Raw genomic sequence first — 19,804 nt, 5'->3', positions numbered from 1 at the left:
GCACTTATTTTACCATATACATCATATATAAATCAAGTTTTTCTTATCTTACAAAAGAAACAGACAGATGATAATCTGTACGAACATACCTGATTACAGATTATCCTCTGCCCATATTTCAATTTCTCTCATTGATTTTTCAAGTTCTTTTCCTTTTTTGGTCAGTTCATATTCCACTTTTACCGGAATTCTGGTATATACATTCCTCTTCACAAGCTGAAGCCGTTCCAGCTCTTTTAAGCGCTCTGCCAATACTCTGTCGCTTAATTCAGGAATATTTCTTCTTATATCCGTAAATCTCATAGGATCTTCCAATAGTGTGTATAATACCAGACCTGACCATTTTTTACCCAGAATTTCAAATGCTTTTTGAATTTTTATAAGTACCACTTCCCTCCCCCCTGTGTCACATTTCTTATAATATATTGTATATTTTTACCGCTGAAATGTAAATACCATAAAAAGAGTATATTATATATAAAAAAAAGTATTTTTTACCAAAAATTATCTTATAAAAAGTAAGTTAATAATCATTTTATACCGAAATTAAAAAAAGACTCTGCATATATACAGAAAACTGCTTTTTTATTATGTATTTATTCATTATTAAAATAGTAGAAGAAAAAAGCATTAATACAAAAAAATACTATTTTCCGGCTATTTTTTGTATCCCTTGCTGTATATTTTTATATTTCTGTAATCATATCGGTCTATTTACAAATTATATAATTGAAAATATATTTATATTTGACTTTTAAGCTCTAAAGTCGTACAATAAGATGAATTTTTCAACCATATGTTTTTTACATATAAATTTATAAAGGAATATTGATCCGCAATGATAAAATTTAATGTCCGGTTTCAGTTTAATTTTAGTAATATTATAAATAAGAATGTAAAGTCTTTTTCTAAACAGGCACATTCTTATTTTGACGACCGTATAAAAAATATAGATATTTTCATTGCTGAAAGCCAGGACTGGTTTAATAATCTTAATTTGGATTTTAGCCTTAATAAAAACATAAGAGCTTTTTCTAAACAGGCGTCTTCTTATTTTGACGGCAGCCTGAGCTATATAAATGAAAAGTTTGAAAATTCCAATATAAAAACTTTATCAAGACAGGCATGTTCATATTTTGACGAACATGTAAAAAATATAGATCTTGTAATTTCCGAAAAACAAAACTGGTTTTCTGAAAAAACGAACAAAATTACTGATTTAATTAAAAAAAATCACGTCTTTGGCGGTAAGAAAATTATGCTTCTTGATGATAAGCATGCCGGTTTTATTTTAGAAAAGCTTGATGATTTTCATTTTGTAAATCATTTTGATTTCCCTTCGTTTTTTTTGATTAAATTTATAAGAAGGCTTTTGGAACTGGTAAAATTATCAAGACTTATAATACTGTCTAAAAAGAATTTTTATTCTTTTGAAGTAACACAGATAAGGATTGTAAGGGCCCCGCCTTTTATTTAGATTATCCGAAAAATTATTTTAAATAGGAGGAGAAATGAAAGGAATTCGTATAGGAAAATATAATATAGACATCCCTATTATTCAGGGCGGTATGGGAGTAGGAGTGAGCTGGGACCAGCTGGCCGGTACTGTTTCTTCACTTGGAGGACTTGGTACTATTAGTGCAATATGCAGCGGTTATTACAAAAACATGCAGTTTATTGATAAACAGGTTGACGGAAGACCGCTTGATACTGTGAATACTTATTCTGCAAGAGCTCTTGAGGAAATTTTTAAAAACGCAAGAAAGATATGCGGTGACAAACCGCTGGCTTGTAATATTTTACATGCTATTAACGATTATCAGAGAGTAGTGAAAGATGCCGTAAAAGCCGGAGCTAATATAATAGTTACAGGTGCAGGACTTCCGCTGGATCTTCCTTCCCTTGTGGCAGATAATCCTGATGTTGCCATTATTCCTATAGTTTCATCAGACAGAGCATTGAGAATTATAGCCAAAAAATGGAAACAGTCTGCCGGGCGTCTTCCTGATGCAGTTATTGTAGAAGGGCCTAGAAGCGGCGGGCACCAAGGAGCAAAAAAGGACGAGTTATTCTCGCCTGAACATCAGCTGGAAGCTATTCTTCCACAGGTAGTGGCTGAAAGAGACAAGCTTGGAGACTTTCCTGTAATAGCTGCAGGAGGAATATTCGACAAAGACGATATAGAAAAAATGATGGCTCTCGGAGCTGACGCAGTTCAGCTGGGTACCAGATTCATAGCTACTCCGGAGTGTGATGCCAGTGATGAATTTAAGCAGATGCTTATTAATTCAAAAGAAGAGGATATGGTAATAGTAAGCTCTCCTGTGGGATACCCCGGGCGTGCAATGAGATCACACCTGACTGAAAACCTAAAACCGGGAGAAACACCTATAAAATGTATCAGTAATTGTATCTTCCCTTGTAAGAGAGGAGAAGGTGCCAGAAAAGTCGGTTACTGTATCGCTGACAGTCTTGGGGATTCATATCTTGGAAGACTTAAAACAGGTTTGTTCTTCTCAGGAGCGAACGGATACAGAGTTAATAAAATGATGTCTGTGAAAGAACTTATTGATGAGCTGCTAAACGGACCAAAATAGAAAATATTTTATAAGAACATCAAAAAATTAATAAATATTATAATTAACAGGGATTTCCCCTGTTTTTTTTATGTCTTTTTTCTAAAAAAATATATTCGACAGTCTTTATTAATTAAAAAACTAATTTCAATGTTTATAAATAATTATTTTCTAAAAAATAAGAAAGCATGTTTCTTTATATTAAAATTGACTATAAAGCTGAAATTTAGTAAAATGGTTATATTATTATGTTTCTAAAATAGCAATATTGAAAATTTTTTTAAGTTTTTAACATTTATTCGAAAGGAGGGAAATAAAAAATATTCTTTATTTCATTAAAAAAATATAATCACAATTCTGTACTCAGCTCTTACTCATAACATGGATATTCATTGATATAAAAAACAAAAAGAAAATTGAGAAATATTAAAACAATATCTAAGACAGCTGTCAAAAGCCATAGAGGTATCTGACAATTACTGATAAAAAGTCTGAATACAGAAAATAAAAAATCTGCTGTTTTAAAATCAAGTAGTACGAAACAGAAAATCATATACATTAATACGGGAGGAATAATGAAAAAAAATAAAAAATTATTAATATCATTTCTGGCAATAAATGCAATATTACCGTCTTATGGAGCAGCAGCATCTGCTTCCTTAACTACAAAATACGACAGAATGTACAATAGTATTGTAAAAAGTATAGATAAAGGAAGCTCAAGTGAAAAAACTTACCAAACACTTGAACGAATACTCAAACAAAAAAATAAAGAATTAAAAGATTTATATCTGCAGGGAGATTATATAGTAAAACCTGAATATCTGGAGTGGCAGGTATTTTTTACAGGTTTCTATGAGGAATACAGCGAGGGGCAGGATAATACCAAGGAAAATGCCAGCTATCACTCAAAGGTAACTGGTTATTACGATGTAAACGGAAATTATGTAATGACAAGCGGAAGTATAAACGGTTTGTCCGGAAAACCGCATCGTCCATTACAGCAACCGAAAGAAATAGATATGGGAATAGGGATACAGGTAAGAGAGCCAAACAGACAGCCGATATCACTGGGAGTGTCAAAACCTTCAATGCCCATGGTAACACCGCTGTCTCCTGCCAGCCCTGCAGTAAGCGCAATAAATCCGATATTACCGCCGCTGACATCATTCTCAGTGCCGACAATAGCCGCACCGACTACACCATTACCGGTAACGATAACACCTCCGTCTATCAGCACAGTAGTTGTCAGCGGCTTTAATCCTGTAAATCCTGTAATTGCAATTCCGGCAACTTTCACTCCTCCGGCATTGGACAAGATCTCAACAGGATTTTCTCAGGGTGCGGCATTAGGGGTAAATGTAGAAAATAATATTTTGGGAAATGCTTCAGCCAGTCCTGTGGGCGGAGGAACCACAGTCGTCAAAGTGAGAGATGCCAATTTTGATATTTCAGGTGTTGGTTTTAACTGGAGCGGATATAATGATTCGACAAGCAGCAGCGGAACGCAGGCTGTAGGTACTGTTACCAGCAATTACAAACATACATTTTTGAATGCATTGGCAGGATCCTATACAATAAGCGGAAATTGGGAGTTCAGAAATGAAACTACCGTAAGTTCACCCAATACTACAAGATTTGTAAGTGTAAATCATGCTTACGGGGCAAAAACCCTGAATACTGTTTTTGAAATAGCAGCAGGATCAAATGTAAGTTTATATGGAAGAACAGACGGACATATGACTGTGGGCATAGAATATCAGTCTTATGATGCACTCCCTGCAAAAGCAATAAATAATGGAGTTATTACACTGGAAAGTGGAAAAAACCTTTTTGGAATGACTGCTATGATAGAAAAATACGCATACACAAGTACAAGCAGACGTCCGCTGGAAGAGTCAACTCTGGAAAATAAAAATAAAATAATAATAAACAGTGAGGACAGTATAGGAATAGATTTTGCACAATATACTTACAGTCCTACCGGAAGAGCTCTTACACTTTATGTGGGAATCGGAAATATCGATATAAACGGACAGCATAATTACGGCTTAAGAGTTCCTACAGTATTTGACAATCAAACAAATGGAACTAAATATTTCGATGAAACCCTGATAGACGGATCTGGCGGTGTAATAAAAGTAGCCGGAACAGAAAACGTAGGAATTTCACTTTCCAAAAGAATAACAGGCTCAACATTAGTTGCAGGAGTACAAGGTCTCGCAGCTTCAAACAGTTCTGATATAATAGGAAATATAAGAAATCTGAGAATTTTAGTTGACGGGACAAAAGGAGTAGGAATTTTAAGAAATGAAAACTTTGTCACGACAACAACAGGTGAAATAGAATTAAACAATACTCATATACAGAGTTTAGGATTTGGAGATAATGCCCAAAACAGTGTTTTAATCCGAAATGATAAATATGGTGTTGCTCTGAATAAAAACATAACTATCGATAATACTAACGCAGTGAATACGGCAACAGACAATGTCGTGATGCTTGCCAATGACAAAAACAGTCTTGGCGGCAAATTAACATATGTAAATAATAAAGCCGGAATTACTATTGGAAGTAATCTTCAGCAGGCAACCGCTCTTTTATCAATGAACGGCGGACATGCTTTGAACAGCGGATCAATAACTATAAACGGAATGAAATCACAGGGAATTTCAGTATTCGGAGCATCCGCAGGAACTATTTCCACAGGTGAAAACAGCGGGTCAATAACTATCAGCGGAAAAGACTCCCTTGGTATATATAACACAGGAACATTTGCGATGTCAGGCGGACAAATAATATCCGGAGCAGAAAATTCGATAGGAGTATATTCTGAAGGAAATGCCTCAGTTACAAATATAAGCGGCGGAAATATAACAGCGCAAAATGGGGGAATGGCATTCTATTCCGGTAATAACGCAACAATAAATGCAGCAGGATCAAATATAATTACAGCAAAGGCCGGTGGATTAGCCTTTTATAATCATGCCAGCGGAAGTACTGTAACTGGAAAATACAATATAACAGCTCCTTCATCTTTAAAAGTAGAGGCTGGAGGAATGCTTCTTTATGCAAAAGTAAATTCGTTAACTGACATACCGACCTTAGCCGGTGCTATAAAAGGAGCATTCAGCAATGCCTATAACATGACAGCCAATATGGACGCAGGATCAAATATTATGTATATAGATTTACCCGGAGGATCAGCGAATATTCTAAATTTTACAGGCCTGCCTGATATGACAACCAGCTTTTTTAATTTCAGCGGAACTGGGTATAATCAGTATGTAATGAATGGCTTTGATCTGACACTTAATGATACTGTGCAATCAAATTTAGATACCGGAGCATACGGGAAAATACAGTTTATTAATTCAGATATAACCGTGGCAAGCGGTGTAGATATAAAAGGTACTGCTGCCGAGCAGGTTGCTATAGCACAGAAAAATAAAATTGGAAATCCTGTGACTGGAAGAAAAATAGAAAATAACGGAAATATTATATTATCAGGAAATAAATCTACGGGAATAGCCGGAGATTATATAACAATGACTAATAACGGTTCTGTAAAACTAGGAACAAATTCAGTAGGAATGTATATTTCAAATGGCAGCGATTCTCTGAATAACGGACTAATAGAATTAGGTTCGGGTTCTGTGGGAATGTACGGGAAAAATGATTTTGGAAGCACTGCTGCGGCTTATGGAAATCGAAAAATAGATATTGAAAATCAAAAAGATATAAAAACTATAAGCGGCGGAGTATCAGGAGATGCCTTTGGTATTTACGCAAATAATGCATTAGCTCTTTCAGATTCAACAGTTAATTTAACTTCGACATCAAATCTAGATTTAAAAGGGTCAGGAAAGGTTATAGGAGTTTACCTGAAAAAAACAGATGTCACAAATGCAGGAACAATAAAAGCGGAATCTGCTTCAGGAGGAAGCTCCATAGGAATTTACGGAGATGAAAGTACATCAACCTCAATAACAGGAAGCATCGAAGTTACCGGCGGTTCAGGAACAGGAATTTATCTGAAAAATTCTAATATGAACAGCGGTGCAGCAGTAAAAGTAGACGGTGTAGATACTGGAATAGGTATGTATGTGGAAGCTACAGCCGGAAATACTTCATCAGGAACAAATACAAACACAATATCCATCGGAGATAATGTAACAGGAATGTATGGTATCGGAGTATCAGCAGGTAATACAGGAACTATAACAAACAGCGGAACCATACAGTCTCTGCCGCTATCTGCCGATAAAGCAATAGGAATGTATATAGGTGTACATGGTTCAGGAGTCAATGCCGGGAATATAAGGCTGACAGCTGTAGGAACTGATAAAGATCAGGTGGGAGTGTATAATCATTCGGGAACTTTCAGTATGGGAAGCGGTAATATAGAAGTATATTCGCAAAACGGAGCAGGTCTTTATGCCAAAGCCGGAACTGTAAATAATCTGTCAGGCGGAATAATAAAGACAGGAAGCGGAGCAATAGGTCTTTATGCAGATAACGGAGCAACAATACAGCTGTCGGGAACATATAAATCAGTAGTTGATAACGGAGGTATATTTGCTCTGAATAATGGTTCGGGAAATATAAATATACCTGTAGGAAATAATATAGTAGTGGATGTAGAAGCAGGAGGAATGGCATTTTCATCCACAGGAGCCCTGAATACATATCTGAGCAGCTTAGTAACAGGCGGAGGAACACTGGAAGTAAATCTGAAGGATCCTACTTCAAAACTGGCGATACTTGATACACCGGGAACAATACTGCTTAGCTCACTGGGAGCGGCATATGCTCCGGGAGCAACGATAACACCGCAGGTAAAAATATCATCATCAAGTAATCCAAACTATACACCGTTTTCTATAACAAAAGGAACTTTGATAGTAGATCAGGCAGTAAGCCTGAACAATGCAGCAGATTCATATAATAAATCAGATTTCATAAATTCAAGTGTAGATGTAAATTCATCAATAACAGGATCAAATACCGGACAGCTGGGAGTAGGACAGGTAAACTACGGAACAGGAGCAGCTCCTGTTGATAGAGCAATAATAACAATAAACAATAATAATGTAATAGATATGTCAGGAAATAAATCTACAGGGATATTGGCAGATTTTGGAGATATAACAAATACAGGAGCCGGAAGCTTTATAAAAGTAACAGGAGAAGAATCAGTAGGAATATACGGAGCAAACGGAACTGTGATAACAAATGCGGGAACAGTAAATATAGGAAATAAAAGTGTAGGAATATATGGGGTAAACTATTTAACTACTCCGGAATTATATGGAAACGGAACAATAAACATAAATAATAACGGAAATATAATCTCCACAGGGACAGCACATGGAGGATACGGGATATATGCCAATAATACAGCACTTCCGGCAGCGAGTTCATTAATAACACTTGGAACAGGCTCAAATATAGATGTATCAAGCGGTGCGGCAGGAATAGGAATTTATGCAGTAAATTCGACATTGAATATAGACGGAAATATAACAGTGGGAAAAGACGGAGTAGGAATATATGCAAGCGGAAGTACAGGGAATATAAACGGCGGAACAATGTCACTGAACGGAGATAATGCAATAGGCTACTACCTGACAAACGGAAGCAGCTTCACAAATCTTGGAGGAACGATAGCAGTAAACGGACAAAACATAACATTAATGATAACAGATTCAAGTTCAAGTATAAATCTGTCAACACCGTTTACAGTAAACTCAGCACCAGGTTCAACATATGTAGTAGGAAATATGATAGGCGGGGATTTCTATAATGATACATCAGCAACATTAGGTTCAAATGGGTCATTGATAAATGGAATAAATACAGTATCATTATTTGGAACATCATCAAATATAAATTCATTAGGAACAAATGTATCAGGAATGGTACTTAGTGGTCAGTATTCAACACTTCCATATACATTCACTACACCGGGAATAACAGTAAATGAAGAAGGAACGAATTTAGGATCAATAACGCTTGGAGATTCATCAGCAGGAATGTATCTGACAGGAGGAGCAAGAGGAAGAAATGAAGGAACGATAATGTTAACTAATAATTCAGTAGGAATATATGGAGAAGGAGCAGGCTCGCATATAGTAAACAATAACGGAATTATTACAATCGGACAGGAATCGACAGGATTGTTCCTAAAAGACGGAGACTTTATTTTGAATTCAGGTATATCGGAAATAAACAGCGGAAGTCAGAAAGCAGTGGGAATATATTCCGAAAACTCAGCGTTATTACCGACAACAATAATAAACAGCAATAAAATAAGCTTAACCGGAGACCAGTCAATAGGGATATACACAGCCGGTGCTAATAGTATAGTCAATGCAGGTACAATATTAATAGGTAATTCTGCAAGTCAGACACAGCCGGGTGTAGGAATCTATGCTGATAACATAAACAGTAATATTCATAATATGACAGCAAGTGCAGTAAATGTAGGAGATAACGGAGTAGGAATCTATAATAAGAACGGAAATATAACAAATGACGGAGCAATAACAGCAGGAAACGGCGGAACAGGTATATATTCAGAGGGAGGAACAATAATTTTACACCCCGGATCATCAATAACAGTGGGTCAGAATGACGGAGTGGGAGTATATGCAGTAAATCAGACAGGAATGGTACTAAATGATTCTACAGTATCAGTGGGAGACGGATCATACGGATTTGTATTCACAGGAAGTACAGCCCCGTCATTTATAAATAATCAGTCATCAGTAATAGGAAATAACAGTATATTTGTATTTGCTGATTCTGTACTGGCAGCGGATAATAGCGGAACACTGACAATGACAGGATCAGATAACATAGGGTATTACCTGAAAAACGGCGGATCTTTTATAAACAATGCAGATATAACAGGTAATACAGGAGTTTCGAATATAGGAATATATGCCAAAAATGCAGGTATAATAAATAATGCAGATATAATATTAGGAGATTCAAATTTAGTAGAACACATAGATTCAAAGGGAGAAAAATATAAAACGGGCTATTCAGTGGGAATATACGGTGAAAATTCTAATATAACGAATAATGCAGGCAAAACTATACAGGTAGGAAAAGATGGGATAGGAATTTATGTAAAAGGAGCAGGTTATACAGCGGAGAACAGAGGTATTATAAATGGTTTCGGAGATAATGCCAAGGGAATATTTGCAGCAGAGAATGCAGTAGTAAATAACTATGGTACAATTAATATGACTGGTGAAGGAGTAATAGGAATAGCAGGACAGAGCGGAGCCCAGATATACAATCATACCGGATCAATAATAAATGTAACTGGTAATAATGTAACAGGAATATATCTGGCTGGAGATGATACTAAGCTGGTAAATAAGGGAACTATAAATATAACGGGAACAGGACTGGGAATAGCTTATACACCAAGTGTGGAGCAAGGTAATATACAGGACAGCACAGGCACAACACAGGGGTATACATCAAAGCAGTATATTCTGCCTGATATGCCGACACTGGTGAACTTTGGAGTAATAAACATAAATGTAGGCGGGAACTTTAATTATGACGGGATAAAAGTAATAGTAACAATCGACCCTTCTACAAATACTCCAACTACAAACTCGTCAGGTCAGGTTGGATTCGGCGGTGTAATACCGGACAGACTGGAAGTAACACCAGATTTTTCTGTAGGAACTGCAACAGACAGATATGTGTTTGAAAACATATTTAAAGGTTCTACGGGAAAAGGTGAATATATATCTCAATCACTAACATGGGATGCAACAGCTCAGGGAAGCAATCTGGTAATGACAAGAAAACCATATACAGAATTTACAGACGGCTTGTGGTACGAAGACTTTGGAAGAGTGATGAATGAGAAATATGCCGTTACTTATGGTGAGGGAAGAAAAATATTTGATAAGATCAACTATATAACAAATGAATCTGACTTTAGACATATAATGGCAAGTCTTGCAGGAAATGTATATGCTAATATAAACCAGAGAGAATATGACATAGCAAAGGCATTTGAAGAATCACTGCACTTATTGCAGGATTCTGCAAACAACACAAAAGAAAATGTAAAAATAAGTGTAATAGCTGGAAAAGGAAAGAACAAAGAAGAAACAGACGGAGTAGTGGGTTATGATTATACAACAACAGGAGTACTTGCTTTAAGAGAAGTGGAAAGAACATATAAGCATACATTCGGCTATTCACTGGGATATGTTCATACAGGCTTTGAATTCAAAGACGGAAATGAAAGTGAAGAATGGGTAGATACAATCCAGCTGGGAGTACATAACAAGTATAGATCAAATGGATGGAAAGTAGTAAATGATCTGACTGGAAGAGCAAGTATCCATAATGTGGACAGAAATATAGACTGGCCAAGTCCTAACAGCAGATCAGAAATGAACGGATCTTATGAAACATACAGTATAACAAGTGACAATATACTCGGGAAAGAATTTGGCTTAGGTAAAAAAGCAAGCCTGATGCCATACGGAGCATTCAGAGCAATGTATGTGACAAGACCTACATTTAATGAAAGCGGACTGGAGGCACTTGAGGTAGAAGGAAATGATGCATGGAGTGCGAAGCCGAGAGCAGGGCTAGAGCTGAAAGGAGCACTACCTTTAGGAGCTAACTGGCAGTTAAAAGGAGCACTTGACCTTGCATACGAATATGAGCTTGCGGATCTTAATGAAAGAGAAAAAGCGAGACTCATAGCAGTAGAAGACGGCTATCATAAATTATCAAAACCTGAAGATGAAAAAGGAACATTCAGAACAAAAGCAGCAATAGGGTTAGAGGTAATAGACAGATACGGAATATTCCTTACAGGGGAGTATTCAACAGGAAATGATAAGGAAGATGATTACAGAACAGGAATAACATTTAAAGCAATATTTTAAATAAATAGAGAGTGTTTCCCGGACAAGACTTTGATGTTCTTAGTCAGGAAACACTCTATTTTTCATCTCTGAAAAATAGAAAATTCAGCAAACAAAACATATTATAATAATCACGTCACGACTTATCAAAAAAGAAAATTAACAAAAGAATTTTAAATCTTTCTTTTTCTGCAGGAATGAATGTATATATCCTAAAATCAGCTGTAACACAACAGGAAATGTAAAAGAGGAGCTGTATCCAAACCAATACAGTTCCTCTTTTTTTATCTTATTTTTTGATAAGTACCCTTACAGCCTCCACGGCTGTTTTTATAGCAAGCTCTGTATCATCTGCAAAAACATTCTCAAGCCCGAGCTTTTCACGCTCCTGATTAGCCACAGCAAGCAATATTGTTCCCACCCTTACTTTTCTGTAGCTCCCCACAGTAAATAACGCTGCAGATTCCATTTCAGAGCATAATGCTCCTCCTGCTAGATATGCCTCCCATTTATGCTTCAGTTCACTTCCCACCGGCATTTTTTCCGGTGTATGCTGCCCGTAAAAAGAATCTTTACAGTGCACTACTCCTATATGATATTCTCTGCCAAGATTTTCTGCTGCCGTTATCAGCGCACTCATCACTTCATGATTAGCAACAGCAGGAAACTCAAGCGGAAGGTACTCCTTACTTGTCCCTTCATTTCTTATCGCTCCTGAAGCAATTACCAAATCTCCGCCTTTTATATTAATATCCATTCCTCCTGCTGTTCCTACCCTGATAAAAGTATCTCCGCCTATATTAGCAAGCTCTTCCAATGCTATTGCTGCTGACGGGCCTCCTATTCCTGTAGAACAGACAGATACTTTTTCTCCGTCCAGATATCCGGTATATACTGTATATTCTCTTTTTTGCTGTACTTTGACTGCATTATCAAGATATTTTGCGATTTTTTCCACTCTGTCAGGATCACCGGGCAATAAAACATATCTTCCCACATCTCCGGTCTTACATTTTATATGAAATTCATCTTTTCCATTCATTGTTCTATTTCCCCTCCTTATACGCCGATAATCTCTCTTTGATAAATTCAATAAATTTTTTTCTGTCTACTCCGACAGCTACAAAAGCATTTTTTTCTTTACCAAATTTATTTTTCAAATCAGCTACTGTTTCCCCTCTTGTAAATTCACCTTTAGTCTCCACATCTACATGACAGTGTACAGTTTCAAAGATTTCAGGCTTTATCAGCTGAGCTACAGCACAAATATCATGAGGCGGATCACCTGCAAAATTCTGTTTTCTGTAAAATTCCCTGTGAGCTCTCAGAAAATCACCTCCAAGCTTCGCCTCCTTATTTCCGAGTGCAGCAATCTCTTCTATTTCATCATCATACACAAGTGCATTAAAAGTCATATTCAGACCGCTCATGATTACCGGAATTCCTGATTCAAAAAGAATTCTCGCAGCCTCGGGGTCATTTGATATGTTTGCTTCAGCTACAGGAGATTTATTCCCTATTCCCACAGCGCCACCCATTATAGACACTTTTTCTATCTTATCTTTTAATTCAGGATACTTTTTCAGAGCTGTTCCTATGTTAGTCAGTGGACCTGTAGCAACTATAGTTATTTTTTCCTCACTTTCCATTGCAGTTTCATAAATAGTTTCAGCTGCATTTTTAGTATACGGTTTAATATCAGTCTCAGGAAGATTTATATTTTTAAAACCGTCTTCCCCGTGTACATAGGGCGCAATATCAGTTTTGCCAAGCATTGACTGAAATGCTCCCATTGCTACCTTTACATCTTTTCGTCCGAGAAAATCCATAAGCCTTAACGCATTCCTTGTAGTATTCTCCAGCGTTGAACATCCGAAAGCTGTAGTTACAGCCTTTATATCAAATCCCTTGTAACTGAATGCAGTAAGCAGTGCTATTCCGTCATCCAGCCCGGGATCACAATCAAATATAATTTTCATATTTATCCGTCACTTTCTTTTTATGTAAAATTCATAATATTTCGGAACACAGTATGTTTTCATAGTGACAATAGGCATTCCAAGATCAGAGTATACTATCTCGTCAAATACTGCCAGCGATTTTGTATGCTCAGGATCGAATTTTTTCCTGTGTTCCTTTTCTACTTCTATTATTGTAAGCTTTGTTCTTATATCTACTACATTTTTTTCCACATAATCAAAAAGAGAAGCTGCTATACTCTTTTTATCCTTAAAATCAATATTATACTCGCTTATATTGTCATAAGGCAGAAATGCCACCATATAGCATACACGTTCCCCTTTTATATAAAAATCAATGTCAAAAGCTGCTATCATTCTGCTGTTTTCTATATTCAAAGCTCTTTGAAGCTTTACAGTAGGCAGCTGAAAAACAACCTCTGCTTCTATATCACTGTATTCCTGAATATTACATGCAGTAGCTATTATTACTTCCTTTTGTGCAGTCTCATTTATTTTAAATTTATTATTTGTAATAAAATTTCCTTTTCCCTGATAATTAAAAATAATATTATCTTCCTGCAGCAGCAGCAGAGCCTGTCTTAATGTCCCCCTGCTTACATTCAGCATTTTGGCAAGCTCATTCTCACCGGGAAGCTTTTCTCCCAGCTTAAACTCCCCTCTGTTTATCATACTGAATATCTCTTCATAAACAGTTACATACAAAGGAATCTTATTTTTTACTTTTTCTAAATCCTTATTTTCTTTAGCCATGATATACCCTCTTTTGGTTAAGTTTTCTTATTATTGTAACATATTAATAAAATTTAAAAAATAAAAATGAAAAGAATTTTCCCATCATTAAAATTATTCAATTTTACCAAGAGCTTCCGGTCCTTTTGATTTATTTTTTATAACAACCAGAACTACCAGAGTCACCAGATAAGGAATCATTTCTATAAAATAGCTTGGTATATTAAGACCTGTAAGATAAAATCTCAAAGCCTGTGCTACCGAAAATACAAAGCTCGCTATCAGTGATCCCAAAGGATTCCATCCGCCGAAAATATTAGCAGCCAGACCCATAAAACCTCTTCCTGCTGTCATATCTTTTACAAACAGATTATTAAGGGAAATAGAAAGATATGATCCTGCCAGTCCTGCTATTGCCCCGCTTATAGTAACAGCAATATATCTGTATTTATTTACATTTATTCCAGATGTCTGTGCAGTTTTCGGGTGGTCTCCTATTGCCCGCAGTCTGAGTCCCACTTTGGTTTTATAAATAACTATATATGAAAAAACTGCTATTATTATTGTAAAATAAAGATAAACAGACTGATTTTCAAATAAGACTCTTAAAACAGGTATCTTATTTAGTACCGGTATTGTCACATTAGGCACTGATTTTACTATGGGACTCTGCCCTTCATTCTGCCAGATTATTTTTAAAAGTGTGGCAGTAATCCCGCCTGCAAATATGTTTATTCCCACTCCTACCACTGACTGGTGCGCTTTAAGTGCAAGACAGAAATATGCATGTAAAAATCCCATTACAGAGCATATTATCACAGAAAACACTATTCCTACATATGGATTCCCTGATATAAAACTGCCGTAGGCCCCTCCGAACGCACCTATGAGCATCATTCCCTCAAGCCCCAGATTTATTACTCCGCTTCTCTCGGAAATTGTTCCTGCTATAGCTGCAAGAGCAATAGGAATAAGTATCTGAAATGTTATTGCTAAAATATTACTAATCTGAATTTCCAAATCTTATCACCTTCTTACTGAAAATCCTGCTTATCTGCGGTGCTGCCACAAATAATATTACAAGACTCTGTATTACTTTTATCATACTGGAAGAAATAGAAGTCTCCAGTGTCATTCTAAGTGCTCCCGAATCAAGCATTCCAAAAAGCAGTGAAGTAAGTATGATCCCGAAAGGGTTATTTCTCCCTAATACTGCTACCGCTATTCCTGTAAAGCCGTATGAAGGCGAGAAGGTATCCACAAATCTGTAGTATTTAGCTGTTATTTCCGTTACCCCTGCCATAGATGCTATTCCTCCGCTTAATGCCATTGTAGCAATCATAGTTATTTTGGGATTTATCCCTGCAGCTTCGGATGAAAAGAAATTCAGACCTACTGTTCTTATCTTAAAACCGGCTGATGTTTTCCAAAGCAGTATATAAATGCAGACTATAATAAGTATAGCTACAAAAACAGCGTTAGTCAGCTGCGAGCTTGTCGTATAACGTACAAACCTTGCATTTTCCGATATCTGCTTTGTATGAGCCTGCATCCCCTCATCTTTAAACGGTCCGTTTACAAGATAAGATGTAAAAAGCTGTGCCACATAATTCAGCATTATACAAACTATTACTTCGTTTATTCCCTTTACTGCCTTCAGGTATCCCGGAATAAGACCCCATACTGCTCCGCCTGCAAATCCTGCAATTAATATAAGCGGAAGCAAGACAGGCTTTGGAAGTCCCGGAAAAGCAAGTGCAGTAAGTACAGAGCACATTGACCCTATATAAAGCTGCCCTTCTGCCCCTATATTAAACAGACCTCCCCGTGAAGCCACAGCTACAGCAAGTCCGGTAAACATGAGAGGGATACTCATAGCTATGGTATTATACAAGGCTCTTGTATTTCCAAAAGCTCCCTGTATCAAATAAGAATAAGCCTCTACGGGTGATTCATTCATTAAAAGAATAATCACCGAGCTTACCAGAAAAGCCAATATTATAGCTATTATGGACGACCATATATCCTTTACGGATTTTATGGATGATATCTCTTTTAAAACCAAACCTAAATCCTTTTTATTATTTCCCATATTTTTCTAACCTTTCCCCTGCCATAAGCAGTCCTATTTCTTCTCTTTCCAGTTCTCCCGCATTCACAAGTCCGTTTATTTCACCCTCATAAAATACAGCTATTCTGTCACTTAATTTCATTATTTCGGAAAGCTCGGCCGAAATCAAAAGAATGGCTTTCCCCTGTGAGCGTAATTCCAGAAGAATATTATGTATGAATTCTATAGCCCCTATATCCAGCCCTCTTATAGGCTGTGCCGCTATTATAAGCTCCGGACTGTGGCTTACTTCACGGCTTAGTATCACCTTCTGCTGGTTTCCTCCGGAAAGATTTCCTATTGTATGCTCCGGCCCCGGTACTTTTATGTCAAATTTTTCTATCATTTCCTTACTGTATTCAGTAAGTTCCCCGTATTTTACAAATTTATTTCTGGTAAACTGGCTGCTGTCCTGATATCCAAGAAGAAAGTTTTCCTTTATGCTGAATTCTTTTACCATTGCTCTTTTATGTCTGTCGGACGGTATGTATCCTATCCCCATTTCTCTGCGTTCATGAACACTTTTATGTGTAATATTTTCATCCTTTATAAATATTTCCCCGTCCAAAGGCTTTCGCAGCCCCATTATTATTTCCTCAAGTTCCAGCTGCCCGTTTCCTTCCACACCCGCTATCCCGAGAATCTCTCCGGCTTTTACCGTAAAATCAACCTTACTCTGTGATTTTTCCAAAAGCTTCAGTCCTTTTACAGAAAGAATCACATCGCCTGTTTTTACAGCCTCTTTCTCTATCTCAAAATTCACGTCTCTGCCCACCATATAGTAAGCAAGCTCGGCAGGACTGGTTTCTTCTTTGTTTAGGGTAACTACCTTTTTTCCTTTTCTCAAAACTGTTATCCTGTCAGAAAGCTCCATTGTTTCATTAAGCTTGTGCGTGATAAAAATTATTGTTTTTCCGTCTTCTTTAAGACTTCTCAGTATTTTAAACAGCTCCTCCACTTCCTGAGGTGTAAGTACTGCAGTAGGTTCATCCAAAATAATAATATCCGCTCCTCTGTACAGAGTTTTTAGTATTTCCACTCTTTGCTTTACTCCTACAGAGAGACTGTCTACCTTTTCATCCAGTTCTATTTTAAAATTATATTTCTGTGCCAGTTCATTTATTATTTTACGGCTTTCCTTTAAATCCATAAAGAAATTTCCGTGCTCTTTCCCAAGAATGATATTTTCCAAAACGGTCATCTGACTGACAAGCATAAAATGCTGGTGAACCATCCCTATCCCTTTATGAAATGCCTCTCTGGGATTCGAGATGCTGCTCCTTTCTCCGTTTATAAATATTTCTCCCCTATCCGGCTTATAAAGACCAAATAAAATATTCATAAGGGTGCTTTTGCCGGTTCCGTTTTCCCCTAGCAGACAGTGAATCTCATTTTTTTCTACTTCAAAGGTAATATCATCATTAGCTTTTACACCGGGAAAGGTTTTTGTTATATTTTTCATTTCTATAACTAGAGACACTTTACTCCTCACTTTCACCTGTTTTATAAATAGTTTTAAATTAAATATTCCGCCTTATTTGGAATAAGTATTATTTTTCAAAAATTCATCTACGCTTTCCGGTGTATCTGGTATTACTAATTCCCCGCTGACTATTTTCTGTTTTATTTTTTCCACTTCATCTATTATTTCCTGAGGTACTTTTATATTGCTTCCCTCAGTTGTATATCCTACACCGTCTTCTTTAAGTCCCAGAATATTTTTACCCTGGCTGAATTTCCCTTCTGTGATATCTTTTATTGCCGAATATGCGGCTACATCTACCTTTTTTATCATTGTTGCTATTATATTATTTGGTGCGAGTGTATTTTGATTCGAATTAACACCTATTGCTATAAAGCCTTTTTCCTCTGCTGCCTGAAATAATCCTGTTCCTGATGCTCCCGCAGCATGATAAATAACATCATTTCCCTTTTGATTCATTGTACTTGCTATTACTTTTCCAGTAGAAGGATCATTAAAACCGCCTACATAATCAGCTGTTACCGCATAAGACGGATTAACATATCTTATTCCGGCCATATAACCTGTATAAAATTTATTTATAAGAGGCGAATTTACTCCTCCGATAAATCCAAGCTTATTTTCACTGTTGAATTTAGGATCTATTTTATTTTCCTTTGATAATGCTGCAAGCACACCCACAAGGAATGACCCTTCCTGCTCTTTAGCCTCATAAGATGCTATATTTGGCATTTCCAATATTCCGTCAATATATGCAAACTTCTGATCAGGATATTTTTCCGCTGTTTTCTTTAATGCATCCATCTGCTCCTGTCCTACTACTATAATCAGCGCGTATTCTCCGGAACTAGCCATTGTTTCCTGTGCATTTTCCTGATCTGCCGCAGTATTAGGCTCTACATTGTTATATTTTATTCCAAAATCTGCCTCTGCTCTTTTTACACCTTCAAATACCAGATCATTAAATGAATTTCCTCCAAGCTTTGCTTTAGTATATATAACCCCTACTTTTATATTCTTTTTCCCAGAAGTACTGTCCCCGCCGCTTTCACTCTTCCCGCAGCTTAAAACTGCCAATATCATAGTCATTACCAACAACAGATACTTAAAATTCTTCTTCAACATCTCATCACCTCAAATATTTTCTTTTGTACAACTTGTTGAACAAGTTAAATAAGTTGTACAATTTAATAAGTTATACCTTATTTTTTCTATTTGTCAATATATAATTTTCCAAAATAATTAAACAAAACAAAAAATATTTTTTTTCCTCGCTGAAAATAATAAATTTCATTGACATTATTAAATTTAATGGTATAATCTTTATGTATGTTTTAATTTTTGAAACTATACTAAACTAAAAATTCAGGAGAATTGTTATGAAAAAAAATACTGTTATTATTGCGGCTGTTGCAGCTGTATTTGTATTCCTTCTTTTAGCAATAGGGACTTTATCATTTACCCTTATTTCAAACAATCAGAAAACTGCCGCTGCTGAACAGGAAGAGCAGATAAACCAGAAGGTAGAGGAAAGAATACAGGAAAAAGAACAAGAAGAAGCTGATGAAAAGAAAGCAGCAGAAAAAAAACAGGCTGATGAAAAAGCAGCTAAAAATAAAGCCAATTACATTACAGCAAAAGAAGCTTTTGATACTTACACAGAAAGAGGAGTAGCTGTAAGACCTATAGAATGTGAAATTACGGCTAAAGAAAAGAAAATCCCCAGTAATGTGGATCAAAAAGCCGAAGGCGGGATGATTTCATGTAATGGTGAGAAATACAGGGTTTATATTGGCAACAATGAGATGTATAACCATTTCCAAAAAGGAGATTTTGCTACTTTTGAAGTAAGATGGATCGAAAGCAATCTTTATTATTTTTATCTGGATGCTGTCGGAGAATGGAATTAATAAATTTATATATAGTAATAAAAAAAGTACTTTCCAAATTTTGAATTAAGAAAGTACTTTTTTATTGTTACAATATCATATAAAATTTAAGATTATTTC

Annotated in this window: 12 protein-coding genes; 4 read left to right on the top strand and 8 right to left on the bottom strand. The window is 36.3% G+C overall.

Translation table 11 applies throughout. From position 1 onward, the window contains the following. Positions 1 to 93 precede the first annotated feature (93 nt). Positions 94 to 390: a winged helix-turn-helix transcriptional regulator gene (locus tag STERM_RS03725; RefSeq protein WP_012860226.1), complete on the bottom strand. Its 297-nt coding sequence runs from the start codon at positions 388 to 390 to the stop codon at positions 94 to 96. 448 nt (positions 391 to 838) lie between these two features. On the opposite strand from STERM_RS03725, the gene STERM_RS03720 reads away from it, so the two are divergent. The 3 genes from STERM_RS03720 (at position 839) to STERM_RS03710 (ending at position 11,512) form a co-directional block, all read left to right on the top strand. Beyond that, positions 839 to 1,477, top strand: a complete 639-nt coding sequence (locus tag STERM_RS03720; protein WP_012860225.1) for a hypothetical protein — start codon at positions 839 to 841, stop codon at positions 1,475 to 1,477. A gap of 34 nt (positions 1,478 to 1,511) precedes the next feature. Beyond that, positions 1,512 to 2,597, top strand: coding sequence for an NAD(P)H-dependent flavin oxidoreductase (locus STERM_RS03715; protein WP_012860224.1), 1,086 nt, complete (start codon positions 1,512 to 1,514; stop codon positions 2,595 to 2,597). A 554-nt stretch (positions 2,598 to 3,151) separates the two neighbouring features. Beyond that, on the top strand, positions 3,152 to 11,512 hold the full coding sequence (locus STERM_RS03710) for an autotransporter domain-containing protein (protein ID WP_012860223.1): 8,361 nt from the start codon (positions 3,152 to 3,154) through the stop codon (positions 11,510 to 11,512). A 268-nt stretch (positions 11,513 to 11,780) separates the two neighbouring features. On the opposite strand, the gene udp is transcribed toward STERM_RS03710, so the two are convergent. The 7 genes from udp to STERM_RS03675 all read right to left on the bottom strand — a co-directional run bounded on the left by udp (position 11,781) and on the right by STERM_RS03675 (position 18,920). Then, on the bottom strand, positions 11,781 to 12,533 hold the full coding sequence (udp, locus tag STERM_RS03705) for a uridine phosphorylase (protein ID WP_012860222.1): 753 nt from the start codon (positions 12,531 to 12,533) through the stop codon (positions 11,781 to 11,783). Between the two features lie 4 nt (positions 12,534 to 12,537). Beyond that, the gene (locus tag STERM_RS03700) at positions 12,538 to 13,470 is read right to left on the bottom strand and encodes a nucleoside hydrolase (RefSeq protein ID WP_012860221.1); all 933 of its coding nucleotides are present in this window, start codon (positions 13,468 to 13,470) and stop codon (positions 12,538 to 12,540) included. 9 nt (positions 13,471 to 13,479) lie between these two features. Further along, positions 13,480 to 14,223, bottom strand: a complete 744-nt coding sequence (locus STERM_RS21040; RefSeq protein WP_012860220.1) for a GntR family transcriptional regulator — start codon at positions 14,221 to 14,223, stop codon at positions 13,480 to 13,482. A gap of 93 nt (positions 14,224 to 14,316) precedes the next feature. Beyond that, positions 14,317 to 15,222: an ABC transporter permease gene (locus STERM_RS03690; protein ID WP_012860219.1), complete on the bottom strand. Its 906-nt coding sequence runs from the start codon at positions 15,220 to 15,222 to the stop codon at positions 14,317 to 14,319. Next, positions 15,206 to 16,294: an ABC transporter permease gene (locus STERM_RS03685; protein WP_012860218.1), complete on the bottom strand. Its 1,089-nt coding sequence runs from the start codon at positions 16,292 to 16,294 to the stop codon at positions 15,206 to 15,208. Before STERM_RS03685 ends, STERM_RS03690 begins: the two co-directional genes overlap by 17 nt. Beyond that, on the bottom strand, positions 16,284 to 17,774 hold the full coding sequence (locus STERM_RS03680) for an ABC transporter ATP-binding protein (protein ID WP_041310378.1): 1,491 nt from the start codon (positions 17,772 to 17,774) through the stop codon (positions 16,284 to 16,286). The genes STERM_RS03685 and STERM_RS03680 overlap by 11 nt, the downstream gene beginning before the upstream one ends. Positions 17,775 to 17,846: 72 nt before the next feature. Further along, positions 17,847 to 18,920, bottom strand: a complete 1,074-nt coding sequence (locus STERM_RS03675; protein WP_012860216.1) for a BMP family lipoprotein — start codon at positions 18,918 to 18,920, stop codon at positions 17,847 to 17,849. A 254-nt stretch (positions 18,921 to 19,174) separates the two neighbouring features. Here STERM_RS03675 and STERM_RS03670 point away from each other — a divergent pair, with 254 nt between their 5' ends. After that, positions 19,175 to 19,705, top strand: coding sequence for a flagellar basal body-associated FliL family protein (locus STERM_RS03670; RefSeq protein ID WP_012860215.1), 531 nt, complete (start codon positions 19,175 to 19,177; stop codon positions 19,703 to 19,705). Positions 19,706 to 19,804: the final 99 nt, after the last annotated feature.

The sequence above is a fragment of the Sebaldella termitidis ATCC 33386 genome (assembly GCF_000024405.1).
Taxonomy (GTDB): Bacteria; Fusobacteriota; Fusobacteriia; order Fusobacteriales; family Leptotrichiaceae; genus Sebaldella; species Sebaldella termitidis.
Note: the sequence above shows the minus strand (reverse complement) of the source record. Positions and strands in the feature narration are given on the sequence as shown.